Here is a 21,407-nt window from a genome sequence, read left to right on the forward strand (position 1 = left end):
ATTTTTTGATGGGCTGAGGTTATTTTAGTTTGAAGTAGAGCTGCGTTATCGTATTAGGCCAAGCAGTTAACTTCGCTGCAGAGTGGTGATGTAACTGCAGCGAATAGGCCTGATATCATCGCTTTTTGATTGTGCTCTCTGTAGATGCTTGCTCGCATGGTTTAAGATATTTTCTCCATTACTCCATTACTCCATTACTCCATTACTCCTTTACGTCAGGAGCCTAAATCAAAGTCCCAAATCCATTTCTTAAATGTGGCTCCTATCGTTTTGATGTAGTGCTGTTATAAAAAATGCCGCCCTGTTAGGGCGGCATTTAACGTTTGATAAAGCACTAACTCTGTATCTAACCTGAACTCGGGATAACGAGTGTCGAAAAATCTAAATTTAACAAATAAAATCAATGGTATAAAGTTATTAGTTTAAAGCGAAAAATCTATTTCCTGACTGAATGCGCAGATTTTTGCGCATATCAAGGCGCTCTGTCGTACGCCATAGCTAGCTATGGTTAGACAGAGCAACGCAGAGAGGCCCGAAAAGATGCCTATTCAGCGGCTCTGCTTATCCCGAGCTCAGGTTATCTAAGTCCGTATTTGAGTTAGGCCTTAAACTGGCTTATTTGGCGTTTTAAGGCGGCGGCTAAGGAAGACAGTTCATTGGCAGAATGCACTGTTTCAGTGGCACGGTGCTCGCCTTCGTTAGCGAGTTCGCTGATCTGATGCAAATTGTGGGTTATCTCTTGTGCAACACTGCTTTGCTGCTCAGTAGCCGAGGCAATATTGCGTGAGCTAATCGCGAGTTCGCCAATCCTACGGGTGATTTCCTTCAGTTGTTCACCCGTTGCTTCACCCTGTGCTGCAGATTCCATTCCTAATTGATGACTTTGGCTCATTTGTTCTGTGGTACTTTTCACTTGAGTTTGCAGCTTTTCAATTGTTTGGCCAATTTCTACAATGGATGACTGGGTCCGCTGGGCGAGAGTCCTCACCTCATCGGCAACGACAGCAAAGCCTCGACCTTGATCGCCTGCGCGCGCCGCTTCAATCGCTGCATTTAATGCGAGTAAATTAGTTTGCTCGGCAATGCTGTTAATGACTTCGGTCACCTTGCTGATCGCTTCACTTTCATGGCTGACTTTTTCAACCGATTGATGACTGTTACTGAGTTGCTGACTGAGTTTGAGTAAATCCTGCACCACTTTAGTCTGTTGGTTTTGACCTTCTTTGGCTGCGGCATCCACTTGCTGGCTTTGAACTGCGCCATCTTGGGCATGATTAGCCACATCACGGATCGAGGTCGACATTTCTTCGATGGCAGTTGCGATTTGATCCGTTTGTAGCATTAGGGCTTGAGCTTCTTCACCATTTTGCTTCGCGATACTCTGTGCCTTGGAGGCCTGTTGCTCTAGACTCATGACTGAATCCTGCAATGCAATAATCAATTGCCTGAGCTCTGAGGACATAGTTGATACGCTGGTCGTAATTCGATCCACTTCGTTTTGACTCTGTGGTTCTGATGGCGCTAAGTGATGGCTAAAATCGCCACTGCCTAAATTTTCCATATGCACTTGGAGGGCATGCAAAGGTTTGAGTGCGCGAATTAAGACAACTGATAATAGCGCTGTGATCAGCGCGATCCCTGTGATAGCAACGATGGCGTTGATGGTGAGCAATTGCATACTTTCTTCATTAAGCTCACTTGCCTTGACTTGACCCACTAGCACCCAATTCCAGCCTGTTACGGTTTGGCTATAGGCAAACATGGGCTCATTTTTACTATTGCTGTAATGGGATTCCGCATCATTTTGGGTGGCATTTGCAACACTTAAGCCATCAAGCATACTTTCGGTGATGATGTCACCTGCATTGAACTTAGGATGGGCGACCAACACATTGTCCGCTTTGCGTACTAATAGAAAATGGCCACTTTCTTCTAAGGTGATTCTGTTAACTGCTTCTTGTAATTGTTTTAAGGAACTGGTGATGTCGAAGCCAATATATAAGATACCAATAACTTTGCCCTGTGTGTCTTTCACTGGACGATAGACTGTCATGTAGTCTTTGCCGAAAAGTTTGGCATAACCTTCGTATTCATTACCGCTGAGCAGCACTTGATAGCCTGGATGTGTTTTGCCAAGGGAAGTACCTAGTGCACGGCTGCCATCGGCTTTTTTGAGCGAAGTCGAAACTCGCATAAAGTCATCGCCATCACGCACAAATACTGTAGCGGTACCGCCAGTTAGATTAGCAAAACGATCGACTTTACTTTTTGATGAGTTCACTTGTTCTTGTTCATGCATTAGGGCTGGAGAGCCTACTCCCATCACATTGACAGTTTTATTTTGCAGACTAAATTGTCCAGGATACATTTCCTTAAAAACATCGGCGTTGCGTCTCGCAAGCTGCAGAAGACTATCGTACTGCAGCTCTAACATGTCTGAAACTGCACGCATTTCAGATTTCATGGCACTGATACCTTTATCTTCTAATACATTTGAAGCGGCTTTATAGGAGACGGTACTCAATACACCAAAGATGAGAAGAGTGAGAATAAACGCGAGGGCGCCAATTTGTTTTGCAATAGGCCAATTTTTATAATTCATCGTAAGATCCTATAGGTAACGGTTACATCAATGTAGCCTAAGTTTTACTCTGTAGTCTTGATGTGGGTCTAAAACTTCTGCAATTTTAAACTCATTTCGTTGATATTTTTGCAGTTTTAGACTTGGACTCATCAGCTTATTTTGCAGAAATGTTAGCAGATAACATGCCCAAGTACTGGCTGTATTCTGAAGGTATAGACTAAGCTGCTTAAGGTGAATGGAGTTCATAGTGTTAGAACCACATTATAGGAGAAGTGAATATGCTAGGTGAGAATCATGCGTTGGTTTATGAGTTTCCTGATTTTGTCGATCAAATTAAGCATTTAAAAGTCAATAATACCGTCTTCGCGACCATGGCTAGTCGTTACCATGAACTCGATAATAAAATTAGGGCGCTGGAGTTAACAAAAGTGCCCACCGCCGATGAGCACTTTTTAGCGTTAAAATTAGAGCGATTAAACCTTAAAGATAAACTGTACCAATATCTAGTTCATGATGCGATTTGAGCTTGAATCGCGGATGGGGTTTTTGCCGTACGGGTTTTCATCAGCAGCAAATACATAGTTGGAACCCATACCAGAGAAAGTAAAGTTGTCAGCAGGGTGCCGCCCGCGATAGCAATGGCAAAGGGAGGCCAAAACCCGCCGCCAGCAATGATGAGCGGAATAAAACCGCCCACGGTGGTAATAGTCGTTGAGCTGATATGACGACCACAGCTGCTGACGGTAGAGACTATGGTTTCCATATCGCCGAGCCGAGCGCTCGGCATATCTTCTAGTTCGGCCAAGATCACAATCGCAGCGTTAATGGCAAGTCCCATTAATCCAAGCAGTCCTATGATGACCGGGAATCCAAAGGGATAACCAAATACAAACACGGCTAATAGGCCAAGTCCTGCTGATTGTATCGCGCTCAATAGAATAATCGCCGTGAGCCGAAAGGAGTTGAACGACAGCACTACAGTGGCTAATAACAAGGTGACGACCAACATCATATTGGACAGTAAATTACCGACTGCTTCGTTACGCTTAGCACTTTCACCACCGATTTCAATGCGATAACCCGATGGCAACGGTAATTGAGCCACTTTATCTTTAACATCATTAAGTACTTGAGCAGGTAATACCCCACTGACGATGTAGGCTTCTATGGTATTAACCCTTTGGCCGTTGCGCCTTGGAATGGCGCCGCGGCTCACTTGCACTTCGTTGTGGGCGAGGGCGGATAATGCAACAGACTCACCCGAAGGTGTCATTAATTGAATTTCAGAAAGGCGGCTCACCTGCTCGCGACTGTCATCAGTAAGGCGAACTCGTACGGGTAACGATTCTGTTTGCTCAAGCACGCTGCCACCGATAACGCCTGTGGTTGACATTTGGATCTGTTTGGCAATGTCCGTCAGGCTTAACCCACTCATTAGACTGGCATCTTCATTTACCTGTAGCCACAGCTTAGGCGCACCGGCACTTAAGGTTGCACGTGTGTGAAGTACGTCCGGCGTTTGCGCGAGAATATTACGAACGTCGTCGCCCAATGATCGCAAAGTATCTAGATTCGGGCCGAAGATCATTAACTCCACTGGCGCATTAAAGGGCGGGCCTTGCTCGAGTTTTCGTACTAGTACTTGCGCTTCGGGAAAAGCGCTATCAAATTGCTGTTGTAATTCGGGGATTAACTCATTAGCACGCTCAAAGTCAGTCACTTTTACCATGGCCTGTGCATAGTTAGTCGCCCCTTGTTGGCGCTGCGTCAGGTTGTAATAAAATGAGGGCGTATTACCGCCCACCACCCAATCGACTTGAGTGATCCCTGTGACTGCGTGGAGTTTTTTATCCATCAACTGCACTTGGTTCAAGGTGTTTTCTAAACTCACATGGGGCGCAAGATAGATTTCAATTTGGAACATGTCCCTGTCCGATGGCGGAAAGAATTGCTCCGTCATCTTACCCGAGGCGAAAAACCCTAATACTGGTGTAATGCCGATAAGCAGCGCGCTGACGATTGGGCGTTTAAGGGCAATTCTCAGGCTCGCTTGAAAATATTGGCTCACTAGCGGGAGGTTGATCCCGTGTTGATACCAGACATCCAGTTTACCTTCATGACTAAAACGTCCCGCGAGCCCTGCAATTAGCGTATGGGAAATCAGGTAAGAGCCCAGCAGCGCAAACATCACTGACATGGCAATACCACCGACAAATTCCCCCGCAGCACCGGGCATGAGTACTATGGGCGCAAAAGCCAAAATAGTGGTGATAGTCGATCCCGCTAAGGGCAGCCAAAGGTGGTGTAAGGTTTCGCTCACTGCGGCTAAACGGCTCATTCCTTGCTGACGCCTTTGCGATATGGCATCGACAATCACTATCGCATTGTCCACCATGATCCCAAGGGCTACGACGAGTCCTGTCACCGACATTTGATGTATCGGCAGGCCGATATATTTCATGCACGCCAAGGTAAATAGCGCTGTGAGCGGCAATGAAATCGCCACTATGATGGCGTTTCTTAAGCCTAGGGTGAGGAGTAATACCAGTAAGATGATGACAAATCCTTGCAGCAGGTTAACCACTAGCCCGCCAAGTCGTTCGCTGGTGTAACTGTTTTGCTCGAATAGCCATTGGATCTGGATATTAGCGGGAACTTCGCGATTGAGTTCGTCAACGACGTTATTGACTTGTGCTTGCCAAAGATCAACACGGGTATTATCGATCATTCGCACTGCAACCATTACGCCTTGTTCACCATCGACTAACGCTATGCTATCCGCTGGGGTTTGAGCTTGGCGAATCACAGTGGCTATGTCGCCGAGGCGAATAATTTGCCCTTGGCTATCAATTTTAAGCGGCACTTGGCGAATACGGGTTAAAGAATCAAGCTCGCCGGAGACTTCAACTAAGGCGCGAAATTCACGGTTGTTGATTTCACCGGCAGCAATTTTACTGTCGGCGCCGCTGAGAATATGGGCGATGGACGCAGGAGAAAGCTGTAACTGGCTCATCTTGTTACCATCAAGCTGCACTAGCATTTCTTCGGTCGGTGCGCCGTAAAGTTTGACAAAATCCGTGCCCGATAACAGCCTGAGCCGACTTTGTAATTCTTTTGCGTAGCGGTTTAGCATGTCGACTTGTACGGGCGTATTACTATTCCACACTAAACTTAAGATGGCGGTGTAGGCATAACCAATTTGATCATCGAGTGTGGGAGATTGTATGCCCTCAGGTAAATTAATTTTCGCATCGGCCAATAAATCCCGTGCTCGAGACCATACGGGAGCAGTTTCTTTAACTGTGTCTTTCAATTCTAACTGTATAACTGAAATCCCTGGTCGAGAGGTTGATTGGATCAACTTAATTTCTTCCAAACGTCTGAGCTGGTTCTCAATGACTTCAGTCACTAAGGCTTCTACCCGCTCGGCTGAGGCGCCAGGATAAGGGGTGATCACAGAGGCGAAACGGTTAGTTATGTGGGGATCTTCAGTACGCGGTAGGCTCGATATCGCACCAAAGCCTGCGACAAGTAATAGCGCAATAACGAGGCTGACTAAGCGGCCGTTTTCAACAAAGGCTTTAATCATAATTACCTCGTGGCTGCAGCAATGGGAGATACAGTTTGGCCGACGACCAGCTTATGCAGCCCTTGGCTGACATAGATTTCATTAGGCTGAATCGCGCCTTGAATGTAGGCCATGTCTTTGGTGGTGTAGAGGATTTCCACATCGCGGCGCTCTATGATGGATTGCTGTTCATAGTTTGCGATGACATAGAGATTCCATAATCCACGAATACCATCCGTCAGTGCGGAAATGGGTACCCAGTAGCCCGGTTGCGGGATTTGCTGTTGTTGATGCAGATACGCAATTTCGCCATTGAGTACATGGGCATCATTTGGCAGGCTTATTCTCAGTTGTAGGGTACGACTGATGGGATTGACTTCAGCGCTGATACCGGCAATTTCAGCAGTAAAGATTTGATCTCGTACACTAACTTGCACTTGCTGTTTGGTGTGAAATTGTTCTGCTAGCGCAACAGGAACACCAATATAAGCTTCAGGATTGATGTTACCCACTAAGGTGAAGATAGGACTGCCCGCGGCAATCACTTCGCCAAGATTATGTAGCCTTTGGCTGATGCTGCCGTCAAAGGGGGCCACTAAAATGGATTTATCGAGCTTAAGTTGGTTGGCATGCTGCGAGGCGAGTAGACGGTTTTTCGCTGCGGCTAAGCTATTTAATTGTGAGCGGTTTTCATCTAATAGCTGTTCAGAGACATAGCCCGATTTTTTCAATTCTTGATTACGTTTTAGAGTGCTGGTGGCCAGATCAACATCGGCTTGGGTTTGTGCCAGACTTGCTTGGATCTCTTGACGCTCGGCTTCGAGTAGCCGGGTATCGAGAACTGCAAGTATTTGTCCTTGCTTAACTTTACTCCCAGAATCGACCTGTAAATTGTTTAACTTTCCCGCTAGTTCAAAGCCTACACCTGTGGTATTACCTGCACGGATGGTGCCAGTGAAGGTCTGAAAGTGTTCATAACTTGGGGTCTGGATCAACGTTTGGCTTGTGACTGTGGGTAGCGTGGCTGTCGTAGCGTGTTCGGTGACTTCCTTTTGACAGGCGGATAATGTGGCTAAAGCAAACACGCAGACGCTAAGAGTGCGCCAAGAAAGTCGGGCAGTTCGATCCATTTTAAAGGCTTCCGCTGTAAGTTAAACGTTAATACTATGTAACTAGACTTGCTAGTCTAGTTGTACGAAACTAGACTGTCTAGTCTATTTTGTGCTTAACTAATGCCAATTAATTATGTCTATCTATTCGAGAGTTGATATGACGCATTCCTCTGAGACGCAATTACCTTTGAGCCGTAGTGAACAAAAACGTCAGCAAGTCCTTGTGGCTGCTATTGATTTGTTTTGTCGTCAAGGTTTCCCTCATACCAGTATGGATGAGGTTGCAAAGCTTGCGGGCGTGTCGAAACAAACCGTATATTCCCATTACGGGAGCAAAGATGAATTATTTGTTGCGGCAATTGAATCTAAGTGTGTTGGCCATAATCTTAACGATGATTTGTTAAGTGATCCCACTAAGCCGGAATCGGCATTAACCCAATTTGCCTTGCAATTTGGGGAGATGATCGTCAGTCCTGAAGCTATTACCGTATTCAAAGCCTGCGTGGCGCAATCCGAAAGTCATCCTGAAGTGTCGCGATTGTTCTTTGACGCAGGCCCTAAACACATAGTGGGCTTATTGGCGGATTATTTAGTCGCTGTAGAGGCGTTAGGGCAATATCGATTTGGTAATGCTCACCATAGTGCAGTGCGTTTATGTTTAATGTTGTTTGGTGAGCTAAAACTTAAATTGGAATTGGGGTTAGCGGCCGATGAGCTTTTTGACGACAGGAACCATTATATATTGGGTTGTGCTGACATGTTCTTGAGGGCGCATCGGGTAGAGTGAAGGCTTGTTTGTTTCAAAGGTATTAGTTTGTATCTTCATTTTGAAAGTGTGAACCTTTTTATTCAATAGCGCGTATTATGCACAAAAATTTATTCATTATTTTAAATGCAAGGAGCTAGCGTGGCTAATCGAGAACTCGTACCATTAAGCGTAAAACAGCGGTTGCTGAAAGGCAGTTTGTTATTGTTACCGTTAATGAGCTGTGCCGCTATTGCAGCGGATAAACCTTCGCAGGAATACAAACCTTTTAGATTAAGTGTCACGCAGATCAGTACCCAAAGCGCCGAGGTGGCCAATGGCAATACTGAGCTACAAAGGGACAGCTTATTACTGAATGCTGGGATGAATGTGTCGCTGGATAAGCAATGGTCGCTAGGCTTTCGTGTGGGCTATGACAGACTTGATTATGATTGGCGTAACATCACGCTTACTGGCGCAAACAATGTCGCACCGCTGTTTGGCACCGACGGACAGAATTGGGATCATATTAATCGTTACCGTGCCGGAGTGTCGTTAAATTATCGCATGGATAAACATTGGGCCTTCTTTTTAGCGCCGCAGATCCAATATGCCTACGCCGATACTGCATCGGCTAGCCAAGCTCAGAGTTACGGTATTGTGGCATCGGCCATGTATGCATTTGATTCGGGAAACATGATTGGCTTTGGCGTCGCGTATCTTAATGATATCGATGAAGTTCGCACAGTGCCTTATCTTGCCATGCGTTGGCAGATAGATGAACATTGGACACTGGCTAATCCATTCCAAGCTGGTTTTAGTGGTCCAGCAGGACTAGAGCTTAGTTATCAATTCAATCCTGATTGGAATATTGGTTTGGGTAGTTCACGTCGTACTGAGCGATTCCTTATTGAGGATGATGATATTGCTGTAGAAACGAACGAATGGGTGAGTTATCTGCGTGGCGGTTGGCGAGCAACGCCTGCTTTAACCGTAAATCTCTATGCTGGTTATTACTTTGATGGTGAGTTAGAAGTGACAAATCAAGCCGCGCTTGAAATGGATAACCAAGGCGCAGCGGCCTTGGATATCGAATTCAAATTCTAACGTTAATGTCAGTTATTTGCCCAGCATGGCCTCTTTGAGGCTTTTCTGGGCTGGCTTATCACCTAGCCAAATTTTTAACAGTGCTTGACGGAACATTTCACCTTCGATGGTGGCTTGTTCCTGACCATTTTTATAGGCCGTCACGCCGCGGGCTTTATTGGCGACTAAGGTAAATTGGTCACCTTCTTTAATTTCTTCCTTAAACAGCGCCATAAAGGTATCTATCTGCGGTTGAATATCGGCGGTGTTTTCTGCCGTCGCTTGCTCAAAACCTTCAGTGATCGCATCGCGCATTTTTTCTGAGGTGATCATGCCTGAGGTAATGTTAAGGCGTATCGCTGCAACTGGTGCATCAATAACCGCTGCAGTGCTACTTAATGCTGCTGGCAAATACAAACTGCCTACATATAAATCCATAAAGAACTTACTGCGAACGCCCGCGCCATTGAGCTGTAATGTTTGGCTATCTAATGTCACTGTCTCGGCGACTTGCACTCCTGAGACTTCTTTGGCCATTAATGTGTGGGGTAATAACAGCGCGCTTGCTAGGGTAAGAGTGGAGAGTAACTTCATAATACACCTCATTTTTCTATTTTAATTATTGGGTTTTAAGCAGATTTTTATGAGTATTTACAGCAAAAAGTTGACCCCAACTTCTCAAATACTCGGCACCGAAAACGGATGTTAATCTAAAGAAGAGGGGAGTGATAGGCTAATTGTGCTTACGCATCATTCGAAAATGGCTATTATGGCATACTCATCATTAAATATGAGCATACCAACAAGATGACTCCTCGCGCTAAACTATTGCGTAAAAGTGTTGGCGTAAAGCTATCGATGGGAAATTATCAGCGTTAAGCGCCCTGTATAAATTATCCGCGAGTGCCTAGCTTGTATTGACCACTCTGTTCGAACATCACCGCTTGTTTCTGTTTTGGCGAGATCAAAATGGGACCGTCGTCAAAGAAAAGAAAACACTTCCAATTGCGGACGAACACATCCCAACGAGTTTCAATAATCTGATATTTTTCATAGCAAAAATACACCGGCGTCTCATCGGGCCATTGTATAAACTCAGCTAACATGGTGGGTAAACTGTTATCTTCACTATCCCAAGCGCTCTGCCAGTGATCTGTTTCCACCCAAGCATCAGCCTTCGCCGCCCAGTCTCCCTTAGTAAATTGCTCCGCACGACTACTCTTGTTGCTGATCCATTGGTTCCAGATTTCCATTGCACTTTTATCTGTTAACGGCAGGATGTGCGCCTTGTCCTCGTCGGTGACAGGCAAGTCTTTGTGGTTGAAAATCCACTTACGGCGGTAAGTTTCTAAAGGTATATAGGTATGAGCCAAACAAAATCTCCTTACTCAGCCGATACATTTAACTGTATTTTACAGGCATGAATATCAAATATCTCAGATTATACTCTATTTGTGTATGAGGTATAGAAATGAGTTTGACAGTTCTCACATTAAAGCTGCAAGCATTGCTAAATGTTATTTTATACTAACTAAAATGGTGATTAAGCTTTTTACATATCTTCACTCTTTAGCTTAGCTGTTAACTAGCTATAAAGGTTAAGTGTCAATTTTGACTCTGAGCTAAACATTGTTTTGCAATCCTTAGACATGTGACTGTAACCAGTTGATATACTCGTGTGCAACCCGATTGTCAGGGTCGGCTTGTAACACATGATAAAATGCGGTTTTAGCATTAGAGAACTGATTAATATCAATCATAAATAATCCGAACTTAATCCATGTGGATATATCATTAGGGTATTTTTCTAAATAATCTAAATATAAATTAATAGAATCTTGATGTTTCCCTTGAAGCTTTAGTATGTGGGCATATTGAGGAACATATTCATCAATATTTTCAGCTAATCTTGCTATCGCATATTCAGCAATATCTATTTTCCCTTGTTTTAATGCGAGAAGACTAATCTGCTTTAACTCTATTTCAGATTGCAAATCGTTGTCTAGTTCGAGTAGCACTTGAAGGGCTTTATTTTCGTTTTGTTCTAAGAGTAGCTGATGACTATATGCAAGATGATAAAGACGCTTAGCGGCTTCATCTTTTATAGCTAATTCTCTTAGATTTAATGTCATCTTGACCAAGCCTGTATGATCATTGTCTCTAATAAGTACAATAATCTTTTCGAAGACATTTTCCATAGAGGCCGACTCTTTGACGTTCTCTATATACTCCTTAGGTATGATCGTGAGTTGTTCTTGGTATTCATCGCTAATTGATTGTATCAAATGGCGGTATTCTTCTAATAATTGAGCATTCTGCTTAAATTTTTTATGCTCTTGCCAATCTGAATTGTTTTTTAACCATATATTGATGCGACCATGTTGTTTTTCCGTACGCCAAAATTGTACTAGAGGTTCTAGATCGGTATCTTGAGATAATTCATTAATTCTATGAGTTAATCTTGCCAGACTATCTTGGGCTAGTCGTATTAATTGCTCTGCGATACTGATAAATGCTTTATAGTAGTTTTCGGTCATATCTAACACATGTAAAGTATCCCATTCCTCGGTTTTTTTGGTAGTTAGAAAGGCGGAAAACTCTGAAAAACCATAGGTTTTTATTAATTTAACTATACCAGAGTGACTTTTATTTATTTTTTTATCAATAAAATCAATCTTGTTGAATTTTTTTTGTACTGTGTGAGGTGGTTTTGTTTGCTCTTTAAGTTGTTGGCTTAAATCTAAAATATCCTTAGATAAAGTGACAATATTACGAAGTGTAGTGATTAGTCTGTTAATTTCTTTTTTAGAAATAAGATTATCTTGCTTTTTATCTTCCAAACTAAAATAAGGGACCCAGTCAAGTAGCTCTAGGGGAGATGGCTCTTCGGTCTGTAGGCTTATATGCTCTGTATTTTTATATTCCATGCCATTCACTTTAGCGGCATTCAGTGACAGATTAATAAACTCAATTTCAGGATTTATCTTAGCTTCTACAGCTAAAGCTTCAATAGCCAATTTTAGTTGGGTAACAGTTTCAGCTTTTTCGCCTCCATAGGTATCTATCCATTCACCCATGATCCCCAAATTGGGTCCAAGAGTCGATTCAACTGAATCTTTAGCATGTGTAAAACCTGTGTTGGTGAAACATAAATCAACTCCAGTGAGTAAAATGCTTGAAAAGCCCATCTTAGTTGCCAGATGAACTGCAGCATTAGTTACTGTTGGTCCTATTGTTTCAATATTTTCTTTGTCTTCCAGTTGCCAAGGATATTTATTATCCATGAAAAGGTTTTTTCCTTGCCATTGGCTTAGGAGTCTGGAATTAACATGGAAAGAGTTTACAAATAAACTGGAGTTTGCAAGGGGCATCATATCTCTATTGACTTCAAAACTAAAATCATAGGGATCTACCGATACGATAATATGAGGTATGATCCCTACTTTGTGCAATTTACCTGCAATACGTGATACCGCAATGATAAAGAGATGCTTAGAGTGAGATCGTATCCAGTCGAGATGATCATCTAATGAAGGACCACCTGCAACGATAAGACAAGTATGCCCGGTGAATCTATTTGCTAATAAGGATGCTGGGAGCACATTTTCAGAAATATTTTTAAATTGTTCTTCAAAGTATTTTTGTTGGGATGAGTTTACTCTTTGCTCTAAGTGGCCAGCCTCTAGGATTTTGACAATTTGAGTATTAAGAATGCTGTATTCTGGAAGGTGACTTGATGTTGCACCTAAGCTTCGATAATGCTTAAAGTGATTTTTAAGTATATAGACTCCATATGTATCAGAGGAGAAATTCTCTTGGAAGTCTTTATAATTATAAATAAATAATTTATTTTCGATTTCTTTAGGTATATCGATATTGAGAAGGTTGAGCACCTCATCTAATTCAACAAAAATAAAGATGCTGCCCTTAGGTATGCCTTGTTCAAGGAGGTAGTTTACCAGCAGACCAGAGTCTAGTCCGGTAACAACTTGTAACATACCTTCTTTGGCGAAGTCATTCTTGAATTTTTTATCGTATTGAGTTTTTGAATCAATTGATTCAAACATACTCCGGTTAACACTTGGGAGATAATACTCATTAAATCGACTGATAGAGAAAGTGTTTTGTATATTGGATTTATGTAAACTCATCAGTTCCCCGTTAAAATTGATTTTCTATGAAAATTAATATAGTGATAAAATTTTTTTACACTTTTTAGTTATTTAAACTGCTAAGTTAATCACTATATCTAACTGATTACTTAATCTGCTTAATTATTTTTGCTGGTTGTCCTGCAACAACCACATAGGGCGGCACGTCTTTCGTCACCACAGAACCTGCCCCTACTACACTATTTGTTCCGATTGTTACCCCAGGTAAAATAATAGCATTGGCCCCAATCCATACGCCTCGACGGATAAGTACGGGCTCTACAGGCTTATGTCCCTGAAAGAAAATAGCTTGATTCGGATCGGCAAATTCATGGTTAGAAGTATAAATATGTACACCAGAACCAATCAGGACAAAATCTTCGATAGTGATGTTGACCGAGTTACCGCAGTGTTCGGAGCCAAAAAGCATAGTGCCTGGCCTAAGTACGACTTCATCGCCAATACTAATATGATCACAGCAGATAGCATAACTGCCAGGTCTCATTGCACTATTATGGCCAAACTTTGCAAATTTATTTTGACACAACCAGCTACCAAGGCGCTTAGAGTGTAAAAGAAAATGAGTCAGAGGTATGTCTGGCCCAATGCGTTTTACTTTCAACCAATAGCAAAGTTTTTTTAGCATAATTTATAATGTGAACCCATCATCAATAGTGATGTTTTGCCCAGTAATATATTGAGATTGTTGTGACAGTAAAAATATTATCGAACCTACAATATCATTCGGGGCTAACATTCCATGACCATTTGTCGAGTCTTGATATGCTTTTAGAAATGAGGCTGGTTGGCTATCAAAAATGCCTCCAGGGCTGATACTGTTGATCCTAAAGCGACTGTCTTTAATAAATGCTACTACGTATTTACTTAGGTGTAGTAGGGCAGATTTGATAGCGGCATATTCAACTGGCATAGTCATTTTGGTGCCTTCATATAACGAAAATTTTGGTGCTACAACACCATAAATAGATGAAATATTGACTACCGACATGTGGGATTGTTGTCTGACAAATAGTGCTGCACATTGCTGCATAAATAGAAATGAAGAACCTAAATGTAGTGATAGATTCTCATTAAAGCTATCTAGGCTGACTTCTAAAAATGAAGTACCATACTGCGTATTTCGTGGATAGGCACAATTAACCGCGCCAGAAAGTCCATTAAGGCTTGAAAAAAAACGTTTCACTGCGAGTTCATCTGTTATATCTAGTTCAACTAATGTTAATGAATTCCCATAATCCTGGATGAGTTCTTGAAATTTAAGTCTCATCAGTGAATCTGAACGATCCACAGCGATTACTTTTGCACCTTGGGTGAGCATAGAGGCTGTTACTTGAGAGCCGATTAAACCTACTGCACCTGTAATAAGTATGGTTTTTCCCGTTAGCATAACTTTCCTTTGCTGCTTAAGATGGCTTCAGCTAGTTTAAAATCATAAATATCATCGATATCTACCGCTCTCTCTTTAGGCACGATAATATGCGCGACATTACCTACGAAAAGATTGTTGGCTCTCTGAATGTAGCTTGGTTTTGCCACATAAACAACAGTAGTAATATCATAAACTTGTGGGGCATCCTGTCGCCGATATATTTCAGTTGAAGGTGCATTAACCAATTCAACATTACCAGATTCTGTTTCTTTTACCATATTAAAGTATGGGCTACGATTTGCCGGAGTGGTGGAGATACAAATATCAGCCTTACTACTATTAAGCTTATTCATCGCAGATTCGACATCTTCCACACTTCGTAATGGACTTGTTGCAGGTAAACTGATGAATTGCTCAAATTCACCATATTTATGGGTTACCCAGTCGATGGCGTGCTGCCAAGAAAGCCATTCTGGTGATTTATCTGTGGCTAAATGTGCCGGTCTGGGTATTATCTCTGCACCTGCGGCTAAACCAATTGTGGCAATTTGATTATCGTCGGTTGAGACAAAGACTTTATCAATCTTCGCTGTTTGCAGTGCGGTTTCAATGGAATAAACAATAAGGGGTTTACCGAGTAAGTCTTTAATGTTTTTTCCTGGAAGTCCTTTTGAGCCCCCGCGAGCGAAAATAAAGGCGTATCGTGTCATTGAGTGACTCCCCACTCTGCCTGCTGCTTAATTTTCGCGATTAGGCTAATTGTTTGATGTGCGTCTATTAGAGAAGTATTTGTATGTTGTTTATGCTGAATATGGGATACAAAGTCTGCCACCATATTCAGGTACATTTGGTTTTTGTTCCATTCAGGTTGTGAATATAGAACCTGAGTACCCTCTGAATTGTAGTGACGGATTGTATTGGCTACTAAATCCCAATGTAATCTGCCTTTAGAACCGATAAAAGTGCACTCTCGTTGAGCTTGTTTTTGAATGAAATCCATATGGATGTAGCAAATAGTGCCCTGCTGACTGGTTAAAATGAGATCTGCAATTTCTTCCACCTCCAATGCTAGCTCATTTGTCGCTCTTAGCTGTGCGTAGTTGAGTTCTAATGGACCTAATAACCAATGCAAATAATCCAACTCATGACTTAATTCTAATAGGGCACCACCACCAAGGGATATTTGGGCTGATACTGACTCAGAATAATGTTTATTGGGGCGCCAGTCGGGTAAATATTGTCCTACAACTGCGGAGCAGTTATATATTTTGCCAATAAGCTCTTCTAATAATAGTTGTTTGATAACGATTGCAGAACTGAGATATCGCAGACAATACCCTATCATGACTTGACTGTTATGACTTTGAGCAAGGGCCAAAATACGTTCCGAACTCTCAGGTTCTGAGGTTAATGGCTTTTCTATCAATACGGGAATATTGTGCTTCATTAACGTCGTGGCATGGGCTTCATGCAACGAAGCTGGGGAGGCGACAATCACTAGTTCTGGTTGATAGTCGATTAGCTCGTTTATATTAGAGAGTACAAGATCAGCAAATTCTATTGGCTGATTTGCGACTCTTCCACTTGCAGAAAGCGCAATAATATTCGCTTGTGGATAAAGTGTTTTTAGGTTTTGTCGATGACGTTTGGCAATGTTACCCAGTCCAATCACAGCGAGTGTATTCATTGTTCAAAACCGAGAGCACAAATATCAATTTGGGCTTGTTTGAAGTCATCCATACGCCCTATATCGAGCCAATACTCATGGATAGGAAACATAAGAACTTGTCCGCCATCTGCAATTTTTTGCTCTAGCAGTGTTGGCATATCAATATGAGTGTTAGCAGGAACGCTTTTTATAATATATTGGTTTATAACATAAATACCTGCATTAACGAAAAATCGTTGCACGGGTTTCTCGACCATTTCTGTAATACGATTTCCTATGCCGCTAATCACGCCATAAGGGATTTGGTAGTCATATTCTCGAACACACATAGTTGCATCGGCATTATTGTCTTCATGAAATTTAAGTAAGTGTTGAAAATCGACTTTAGTTAAAATATCACCGTTCATCACAATGGTGGGTAATGGTGAAAGGTCTTTTGGAAGCAGGCCTACGGCTCCACCTGTTCCTAATGGTGTCGTTTCATGGACGTAGTTAATATTTACATTCCACCGACTACCATCTCCAAAGTATGATGCAATTTGTTCCGGCATATAGTGGGTAGAAATATAAAAATTAGTAAAACCAGCTTGAATAAAATTAAAGAGTGCAATCTCTAGCAAGGGGCGATTGCCAACCTTAAGCATAGGCTTGGGGCATTTATCTGTTAAGGGCTTTAGGCGTGTTCCAAAGCCTCCCGCCATGATAAGTACTGGATTCTCATAATGCGCTTTTTGTTGTGCACTTTTTAAGGTCTCTAATCCAACAAGAATATGATCTTTAACGAGCGGAATAGATAAAACACTGTACTGTTGCATTAATTGCAGCAGTTTCTTTTTTGAGGTGTTAGGGGAGGCGGTCTTAGGATTGGTGTTCATCACTTCAGTCACAAGGGCGTCAAGTGATAGGTTATTGAGTAAGCCTCTACGAATATCACCGTCGGTGATGATACCTAACAAGCGTTCGCTCTCATCAGTCACTAAAGCTACTTGAAGTGCTTGTGAATTAATAAGTAGTAAGGCATCACGAAGTGATTTCTCAGGTGATATTGTAATTTTACTCAATGTTGGGTTCATATTATGACTTTTCCTCAATTTTGCTGCGGTACCCATAAATTATCGTATTATCGGGCATATTTTTAGTAACAATGGAGCCCGCAGCGATAATGCAATTTTTACCTATTGAGATACCTTGTATCACATTGGCACCCGTAGCAATATGAGAGCGTTCGCCTATATGAACTCCGCCACAAATAATTGCACCAGGGGCGATATGACAGTCATTGCCTATATCACAATCGTGCTCAATGATTGCGCCTGAATTAATTATTGTACCTCTGCCAATGGTTGCACCTGTTTGTATGATTGACCCAGTTAAAATTTGTGCGCCAGCGCCAACAGTTGCATATGACGATAGCATCGCATGCTTAGAGACCACGGATTCAAATTCATAATTAAGCTGAGTAAAGTGAGCAAATAGTTTATGGCGTAAATGTTGCCCAGGTAAGGAGCCTAAACCATTGACTAATCTAACTTCATTACAAGGGAATTGCAAAATGTCATCATCAGAATCAAAGTGTTGTATATTGCTAAAGAGTGTGCTGCGACCTTTGCTCGGGCTAACCACTGCTAACAAAGTGTAATCTTGATGCAGTAAGATTTCTGTTAAGACACTGGCATGTCCGCCAGAGCCAACCATTATGATAGGTTTAGTCATAGATCACCTCACCTGACTGGTAATCTCGCTCTGCATATGTATTGAGTTTCTGCCAATATTTGTATGGACTTGTGCCGGTTCCTGGGCGTTTTATGGCAAGATTGTTGACTGAAAATAGCTCGCCCTTTTTTATGCTTGTCCTTGTCACTAAGCTTTTTCTTGCAAGGGGGAGATTTGTCAGTTCGGCGGGTTGAGGCGTTTTTATACCATTACCCATTGCACGCTCAACGGTGCGAATCGCTGTCACCATCTCCTTAAGCTCATGGGGTTCTAGTGAGGCCTTATGATCTGGACCTGGTAATTCCTTATCTAGAGTAAAGTGTTTTTCAATAACGCACGCGCCCCGTGCTGCGGCAGCAATAGGAATAGTGATCCCTTGACTATGGTCTGAATACCCGACAGGTAAAGAGAAGGCAGAAGCTAAAGTGTCCATAGCCTTAAGATTGATTTGATCAAAGGGAGCCGGGTACTCAGTTGTGCAATGCAGTAAGGTTAACTTTGCTCTTAATGCTTGTTGGCCTTTGGTAGAGGCATAGGCGGCTTGGAAAGCTTGGAGACCCGGGAACGTGTTGAGTGGGGATGTTAGGCCAAAGGCAATGACCCCCAATGCCGCTTCAACTTCAGCTAAGGTTGACATGCCCGTTGATAAAATAAGATCGCAGCCAGTACGGGCATGCTCAAGTAAAAAGGGGGCATTAGTGATTTCTCCCGATGCTATTTTGAGCGTCTTGAGTTGCAGAGTATCGACAAGAAATGTCAAGCTTTCAGAATCAAATGCGGTAGATAAAAACTGGATCCCCAGTTTTTGACAATAGCGGATCAGATGCTGATGAGTTTCAAAACTCAGCTCTAAGCGACTTAGCATCGCAAGTTGTGGCTCTATTTTTTGGGTATTCGCTACCTGATAAGCGGCTTGTTGTGCACTTTCGGTCACTAAGTTTTTAGCATTAAACGTTTGAAATTTTACTGCATCAGCCCCTGCTTTATGGGCAGCATTAATCAGCTCAATTGCTAGTGCTTCGTTACCATTATGATTGACTCCCGCCTCAGCAATAATTAGCGTCATAATATTTTTATACCTTAAGATCATAAAAAAATTTGGTGGGTTTTAGGCGCGTAGTTGTCAATAGTTTAACAATGAATTGGCTCGCCTTGCCCTGTCCATATGGGTTAGTAACTGGGGTCAGTTGTAGTTGTGGTAAGAGTAAAATTGCCTTATTTATTGCCGTTGTAATAGATAATGAGTCGGGTTGACAATGAATAACGCTTTGGGCTGCTAGGCGGCCTTGTTGTCTGGCACCAATATTGACGGTCGGGACATTAAATGAGGGAACCTCAATAATCCCGCTTGAAGAGTTTCCTATCACTGCGGTGGCATATTTAACACAGCTTAAATATCTGACTTGACCTAAAGACGCCATTGCTAACACTTTTCCCTTAGATTGCTGTGCATAATCCTGAATCAAACTGATTATCTCTCTACTGCCATTGTCGGCATTGGGATAGGTGACAATCACATTATGCTGGGGAAACTGTTCTAGGCTCGTTCGTAGGGCATTGAATGTCTCAATAGCGGGTTCATTAGCCAACGTAACCGGATGATAAGTGGCTAAAAAATATGGATGGTTTAAGTCAAAATTCAAATCGGATGATAATTGCTCAGTCGTCATTAATGTACTGCGATACATGTGATCTAAGCCAATCGCTCCAACATTGTAGACACGGTTTGGCATTTCACCCATCTGGATCACGCGTTGCTTGTAGGTTTCTGTTGCCGTGCAGTGGATATGGCTGAGTTTGGTTATTGCGTGTCGAAACGCATCATCGTAGGCACCTTCTGTGATCTCGCCACCGTGTATGTGCAATAGGGGGATTTTTAGGATTGCTGCAGTTTGGGCGATGGCAAGCGCTTCAGATCTGTCCCCTAATATCACCAACACATCGGGTTTGAGCCGGTCGAGAGCCTCGGCGTAGCCAATAATTCCAAGTCCTACACTTTTGGCTGTGCCCACCGCTGAATTGGATGACAACAATATTTCGACTTTTTCATCAATGGAAAAGCCATCCCTTTCTATTTGCTCAAACGTATTTCCGAATTCTGGCGATAAGTGGCTACCAGAGACGATCAGTTGTAGAGTCAGCGTTGCATTCTCTTGGATATCTTTAAGTAGCCAATATAGGAGCCCGTAATCTGCTCTGGTTCCTGTGAACACTGCAATTTTTCTATGCATGGTGAGACCTTATCGCAATTGGAGTACTTGGAAGATTAATTAGACGGGATTCAAGCATTTCAGAATTGTCCATTGGGCCACGTATTGCATCTTTAAACATCGGCAGTTTATGCATTAATTTCCATACTGGCCGAGTCATCACTCCCGCATCATTAGTTGCTTTTAATATTTCATCACGACGTCGTAAATCTGGGCAAATAATTGCGTTAAGCCAATAATTAGACTTGGCATAATCGGGTTCATTCACAAATTGCCATTCGGTGTTGCTAAAAAAATCTTGGTAGTGTTGTGCCAGTGCTCGTTTTTGCTCAATAAAGAGAGGTAAGCTTTCCATTTGAGCACAGCCAAGAGCCGCATTTAGATTGGGCATTCGATAATTGAAACCCGCCTCATCATGGTAAAACTCATAAGGGTGGGGCACCTTCGCGGTGGTTGTAATGTGTTTTGCTCGTTCGCCACTGACTTTATTGCGGGCTAATAACATACCTCCGCCGCCAGTGGTGATGATTTTATTGCCATTAAAACTCAGTGCGCCAAAATCCCCCATAGTACCAGTGTGTGTTCCCTTATAGTAAGAACCTAAACTTTCTGCCGCATCTTCAATTAAGACCAGATTCCATTGTTGGCAAATCTGAAGTAATTCATCAAGTTGTGCTGGGTGGCCGAAAGTATGCATCGGCAATAGCGCTTTTATTGTTTGGCCAGTTTTTTTATGGGTGCATTTTCCGTGTTCATCGATAATGCCATTTTCGGCTAAATAAACGGCGACAGCTTGAGGGCATAGACTGAGACTCGTTGTTGAAATATCGATAAAAATGGGTTCAGCACCTAGATGGTATAAGGTATTACAGGTCGCCACAAAAGTGAGCGCTTGTGTGATAACCAGATCGCCGCGCTTCACATTAGCCATGTACAGGGCGGTATGCAAAGCACTCGTACCACTAGAGGTCGCAACCGCTTTAGGTGATTTGGTAAAGGTTTCTATTTTGCGCTCGAAATCGTTTACGAATCGGCCAACGCTAGACACAAAAGTGCTAGTAATAGTCTCTGCCACATAAGCTTGCTCATTCCCTGGAAAAGTTGGCGCATGTAAGGGAATAAACTCATTGGTTTGATAAGTGTCGCGAATAAACTCAATCAATGACCACATTAGGTTGC

At 42.6% G+C, this 21,407-nt stretch carries 18 protein-coding genes; 3 read left to right on the plus strand and 15 right to left on the minus strand.

The window, feature by feature from the left end; genetic code table 11:
* Nucleotides 1-598: 598 nt before the first annotated feature.
* Nucleotides 599-2,602 carry a methyl-accepting chemotaxis protein gene (locus tag ACHA99_RS04990; RefSeq protein ID WP_393941444.1) on the minus strand — a complete coding sequence of 668 codons (2,004 nt, stop codon included), beginning with the start codon at nucleotides 2,600-2,602 and terminating at the stop codon, nucleotides 599-601.
* Nucleotides 2,603-2,862: 260 nt separating this feature from the next.
* Between ACHA99_RS04990 and ACHA99_RS04995 the strand changes: the two genes are divergently transcribed.
* Nucleotides 2,863-3,108 carry a YdcH family protein gene (locus tag ACHA99_RS04995; protein ID WP_113939445.1) on the plus strand — a complete coding sequence of 82 codons (246 nt, stop codon included), beginning with the start codon at nucleotides 2,863-2,865 and terminating at the stop codon, nucleotides 3,106-3,108.
* Here ACHA99_RS04995 and ACHA99_RS05000 read toward each other — a convergent pair.
* On the minus strand, nucleotides 3,093-6,173 hold the full coding sequence (locus tag ACHA99_RS05000; protein ID WP_393941446.1) for an efflux RND transporter permease subunit: 3,081 nt from the start codon (nucleotides 6,171-6,173) through the stop codon (nucleotides 3,093-3,095). The genes ACHA99_RS04995 and ACHA99_RS05000 overlap by 16 nt on opposite strands.
* Before the next feature lie 2 nt (nucleotides 6,174-6,175).
* Nucleotides 6,176-7,282, minus strand: a complete 1,107-nt coding sequence (locus tag ACHA99_RS05005; protein ID WP_393941448.1) for an efflux RND transporter periplasmic adaptor subunit — start codon at nucleotides 7,280-7,282, stop codon at nucleotides 6,176-6,178.
* 139 nt (nucleotides 7,283-7,421) lie between these two features.
* Here ACHA99_RS05005 and ACHA99_RS05010 point away from each other — a divergent pair, with 139 nt between their 5' ends.
* On the plus strand, nucleotides 7,422-8,051 hold the full coding sequence (locus ACHA99_RS05010) for a TetR/AcrR family transcriptional regulator (RefSeq protein WP_131523683.1): 630 nt from the start codon (nucleotides 7,422-7,424) through the stop codon (nucleotides 8,049-8,051).
* Between the two features lie 120 nt (nucleotides 8,052-8,171).
* The gene (locus ACHA99_RS05015; protein ID WP_393941450.1) at nucleotides 8,172-9,116 is read left to right on the plus strand and encodes a DUF6268 family outer membrane beta-barrel protein; all 945 of its coding nucleotides are present in this window, start codon (nucleotides 8,172-8,174) and stop codon (nucleotides 9,114-9,116) included.
* A gap of 12 nt (nucleotides 9,117-9,128) precedes the next feature.
* Here the strand turns inward: ACHA99_RS05015 and ACHA99_RS05020 are convergent, their stop codons facing one another.
* The 12 genes from ACHA99_RS05020 to ACHA99_RS05075 all read right to left on the minus strand — a co-directional run bounded on the left by ACHA99_RS05020 (nucleotide 9,129) and on the right by ACHA99_RS05075 (nucleotide 21,399).
* The gene (locus ACHA99_RS05020) at nucleotides 9,129-9,689 is read right to left on the minus strand and encodes a chalcone isomerase family protein (RefSeq protein WP_105251908.1); all 561 of its coding nucleotides are present in this window, start codon (nucleotides 9,687-9,689) and stop codon (nucleotides 9,129-9,131) included.
* A gap of 299 nt (nucleotides 9,690-9,988) precedes the next feature.
* Nucleotides 9,989-10,468 carry a DUF2947 domain-containing protein gene (locus ACHA99_RS05025; RefSeq protein WP_393941452.1) on the minus strand — a complete coding sequence of 160 codons (480 nt, stop codon included), beginning with the start codon at nucleotides 10,466-10,468 and terminating at the stop codon, nucleotides 9,989-9,991.
* 270 nt (nucleotides 10,469-10,738) lie between these two features.
* Nucleotides 10,739-13,246 carry a 6-hydroxymethylpterin diphosphokinase MptE-like protein gene (locus ACHA99_RS05030; protein WP_393941454.1) on the minus strand — a complete coding sequence of 836 codons (2,508 nt, stop codon included), beginning with the start codon at nucleotides 13,244-13,246 and terminating at the stop codon, nucleotides 10,739-10,741.
* A 106-nt stretch (nucleotides 13,247-13,352) separates the two neighbouring features.
* A complete protein-coding gene (locus tag ACHA99_RS05035; protein WP_393941456.1) occupies nucleotides 13,353-13,751 on the minus strand; it encodes an acyltransferase in 399 nt (132 codons plus the stop codon).
* 144 nt (nucleotides 13,752-13,895) lie between these two features.
* Entirely contained in the window at nucleotides 13,896-14,654 is a 759-nt protein-coding gene (locus ACHA99_RS05040; RefSeq protein WP_393941458.1) for an oxidoreductase, read from the minus strand.
* Complete coding sequence (locus tag ACHA99_RS05045) at nucleotides 14,648-15,346, minus strand: cytidylyltransferase domain-containing protein (protein ID WP_393941460.1); 699 nt, start codon at nucleotides 15,344-15,346, stop codon at nucleotides 14,648-14,650. Before ACHA99_RS05045 ends, ACHA99_RS05040 begins: the two co-directional genes overlap by 7 nt.
* Nucleotides 15,343-16,323 carry a Gfo/Idh/MocA family protein gene (locus ACHA99_RS05050; RefSeq protein ID WP_393941462.1) on the minus strand — a complete coding sequence of 327 codons (981 nt, stop codon included), beginning with the start codon at nucleotides 16,321-16,323 and terminating at the stop codon, nucleotides 15,343-15,345. The genes ACHA99_RS05045 and ACHA99_RS05050 overlap by 4 nt, the downstream gene beginning before the upstream one ends.
* Nucleotides 16,320-17,378 (minus strand): nucleotidyltransferase family protein, encoded by a 1,059-nt coding sequence (locus ACHA99_RS05055; RefSeq protein ID WP_393941631.1) that lies wholly within the window; start codon nucleotides 17,376-17,378, stop codon nucleotides 16,320-16,322. The genes ACHA99_RS05050 and ACHA99_RS05055 overlap by 4 nt, the downstream gene beginning before the upstream one ends.
* A gap of 1 nt (nucleotide 17,379) precedes the next feature.
* Complete coding sequence (locus tag ACHA99_RS05060; RefSeq protein ID WP_393941465.1) at nucleotides 17,380-18,018, minus strand: acetyltransferase; 639 nt, start codon at nucleotides 18,016-18,018, stop codon at nucleotides 17,380-17,382.
* On the minus strand, nucleotides 18,011-19,084 hold the full coding sequence (neuB, locus tag ACHA99_RS05065; protein ID WP_393941467.1) for an N-acetylneuraminate synthase: 1,074 nt from the start codon (nucleotides 19,082-19,084) through the stop codon (nucleotides 18,011-18,013). The genes ACHA99_RS05060 and neuB overlap by 8 nt, the downstream gene beginning before the upstream one ends.
* A gap of 7 nt (nucleotides 19,085-19,091) precedes the next feature.
* Entirely contained in the window at nucleotides 19,092-20,249 is a 1,158-nt protein-coding gene (gene neuC, locus ACHA99_RS05070) for a UDP-N-acetylglucosamine 2-epimerase (RefSeq protein ID WP_263191096.1), read from the minus strand.
* Nucleotides 20,242-21,399 carry a LegC family aminotransferase gene (locus ACHA99_RS05075; RefSeq protein WP_393941469.1) on the minus strand — a complete coding sequence of 386 codons (1,158 nt, stop codon included), beginning with the start codon at nucleotides 21,397-21,399 and terminating at the stop codon, nucleotides 20,242-20,244. The genes neuC and ACHA99_RS05075 overlap by 8 nt, the downstream gene beginning before the upstream one ends.
* Between the last annotated feature and the right edge of the window lie 8 nt (nucleotides 21,400-21,407).

It is taken from the genome of Shewanella sp. S23-S33 (genome assembly GCF_043359565.1).
Classification (GTDB): Bacteria; Pseudomonadota; Gammaproteobacteria; order Enterobacterales; family Shewanellaceae; genus Shewanella; species Shewanella oncorhynchi.

Coding starts and splice junctions, on each gene's coding strand:
- ACHA99_RS04990 (WP_393941444.1), bottom strand. CDS start 2,602: ATGAATTATAAAAATTGGCCTATTGCAAAACAAATTGGCGCCCTCGCG.
- ACHA99_RS04995 (WP_113939445.1), top strand. CDS start 2,863: ATGCTAGGTGAGAATCATGCGTTGGTTTATGAGTTTCCTGATTTTGTC.
- ACHA99_RS05000 (WP_393941446.1), bottom strand. CDS start 6,173: ATGATTAAAGCCTTTGTTGAAAACGGCCGCTTAGTCAGCCTCGTTATT.
- ACHA99_RS05005 (WP_393941448.1), bottom strand. CDS start 7,282: ATGGATCGAACTGCCCGACTTTCTTGGCGCACTCTTAGCGTCTGCGTG.
- ACHA99_RS05010 (WP_131523683.1), top strand. CDS start 7,422: ATGACGCATTCCTCTGAGACGCAATTACCTTTGAGCCGTAGTGAACAA.
- ACHA99_RS05020 (WP_105251908.1), bottom strand. CDS start 9,689: ATGAAGTTACTCTCCACTCTTACCCTAGCAAGCGCGCTGTTATTACCC.
- ACHA99_RS05030 (WP_393941454.1), bottom strand. CDS start 13,246: ATGAGTTTACATAAATCCAATATACAAAACACTTTCTCTATCAGTCGA.
- ACHA99_RS05035 (WP_393941456.1), bottom strand. CDS start 13,751: ATGAGACCTGGCAGTTATGCTATCTGCTGTGATCATATTAGTATTGGC.
- ACHA99_RS05040 (WP_393941458.1), bottom strand. CDS start 14,654: ATGCTAACGGGAAAAACCATACTTATTACAGGTGCAGTAGGTTTAATC.
- ACHA99_RS05045 (WP_393941460.1), bottom strand. CDS start 15,346: ATGACACGATACGCCTTTATTTTCGCTCGCGGGGGCTCAAAAGGACTT.
- ACHA99_RS05050 (WP_393941462.1), bottom strand. CDS start 16,323: ATGAATACACTCGCTGTGATTGGACTGGGTAACATTGCCAAACGTCAT.
- ACHA99_RS05055 (WP_393941631.1), bottom strand. CDS start 17,378: ATGAACCCAACATTGAGTAAAATTACAATATCACCTGAGAAATCACTT.
- ACHA99_RS05060 (WP_393941465.1), bottom strand. CDS start 18,018: ATGACTAAACCTATCATAATGGTTGGCTCTGGCGGACATGCCAGTGTC.
- neuB (WP_393941467.1), bottom strand. CDS start 19,084: ATGACGCTAATTATTGCTGAGGCGGGAGTCAATCATAATGGTAACGAA.
- neuC (WP_263191096.1), bottom strand. CDS start 20,249: ATGCATAGAAAAATTGCAGTGTTCACAGGAACCAGAGCAGATTACGGG.
- ACHA99_RS05075 (WP_393941469.1), bottom strand. CDS start 21,399: ATGTGGTCATTGATTGAGTTTATTCGCGACACTTATCAAACCAATGAG.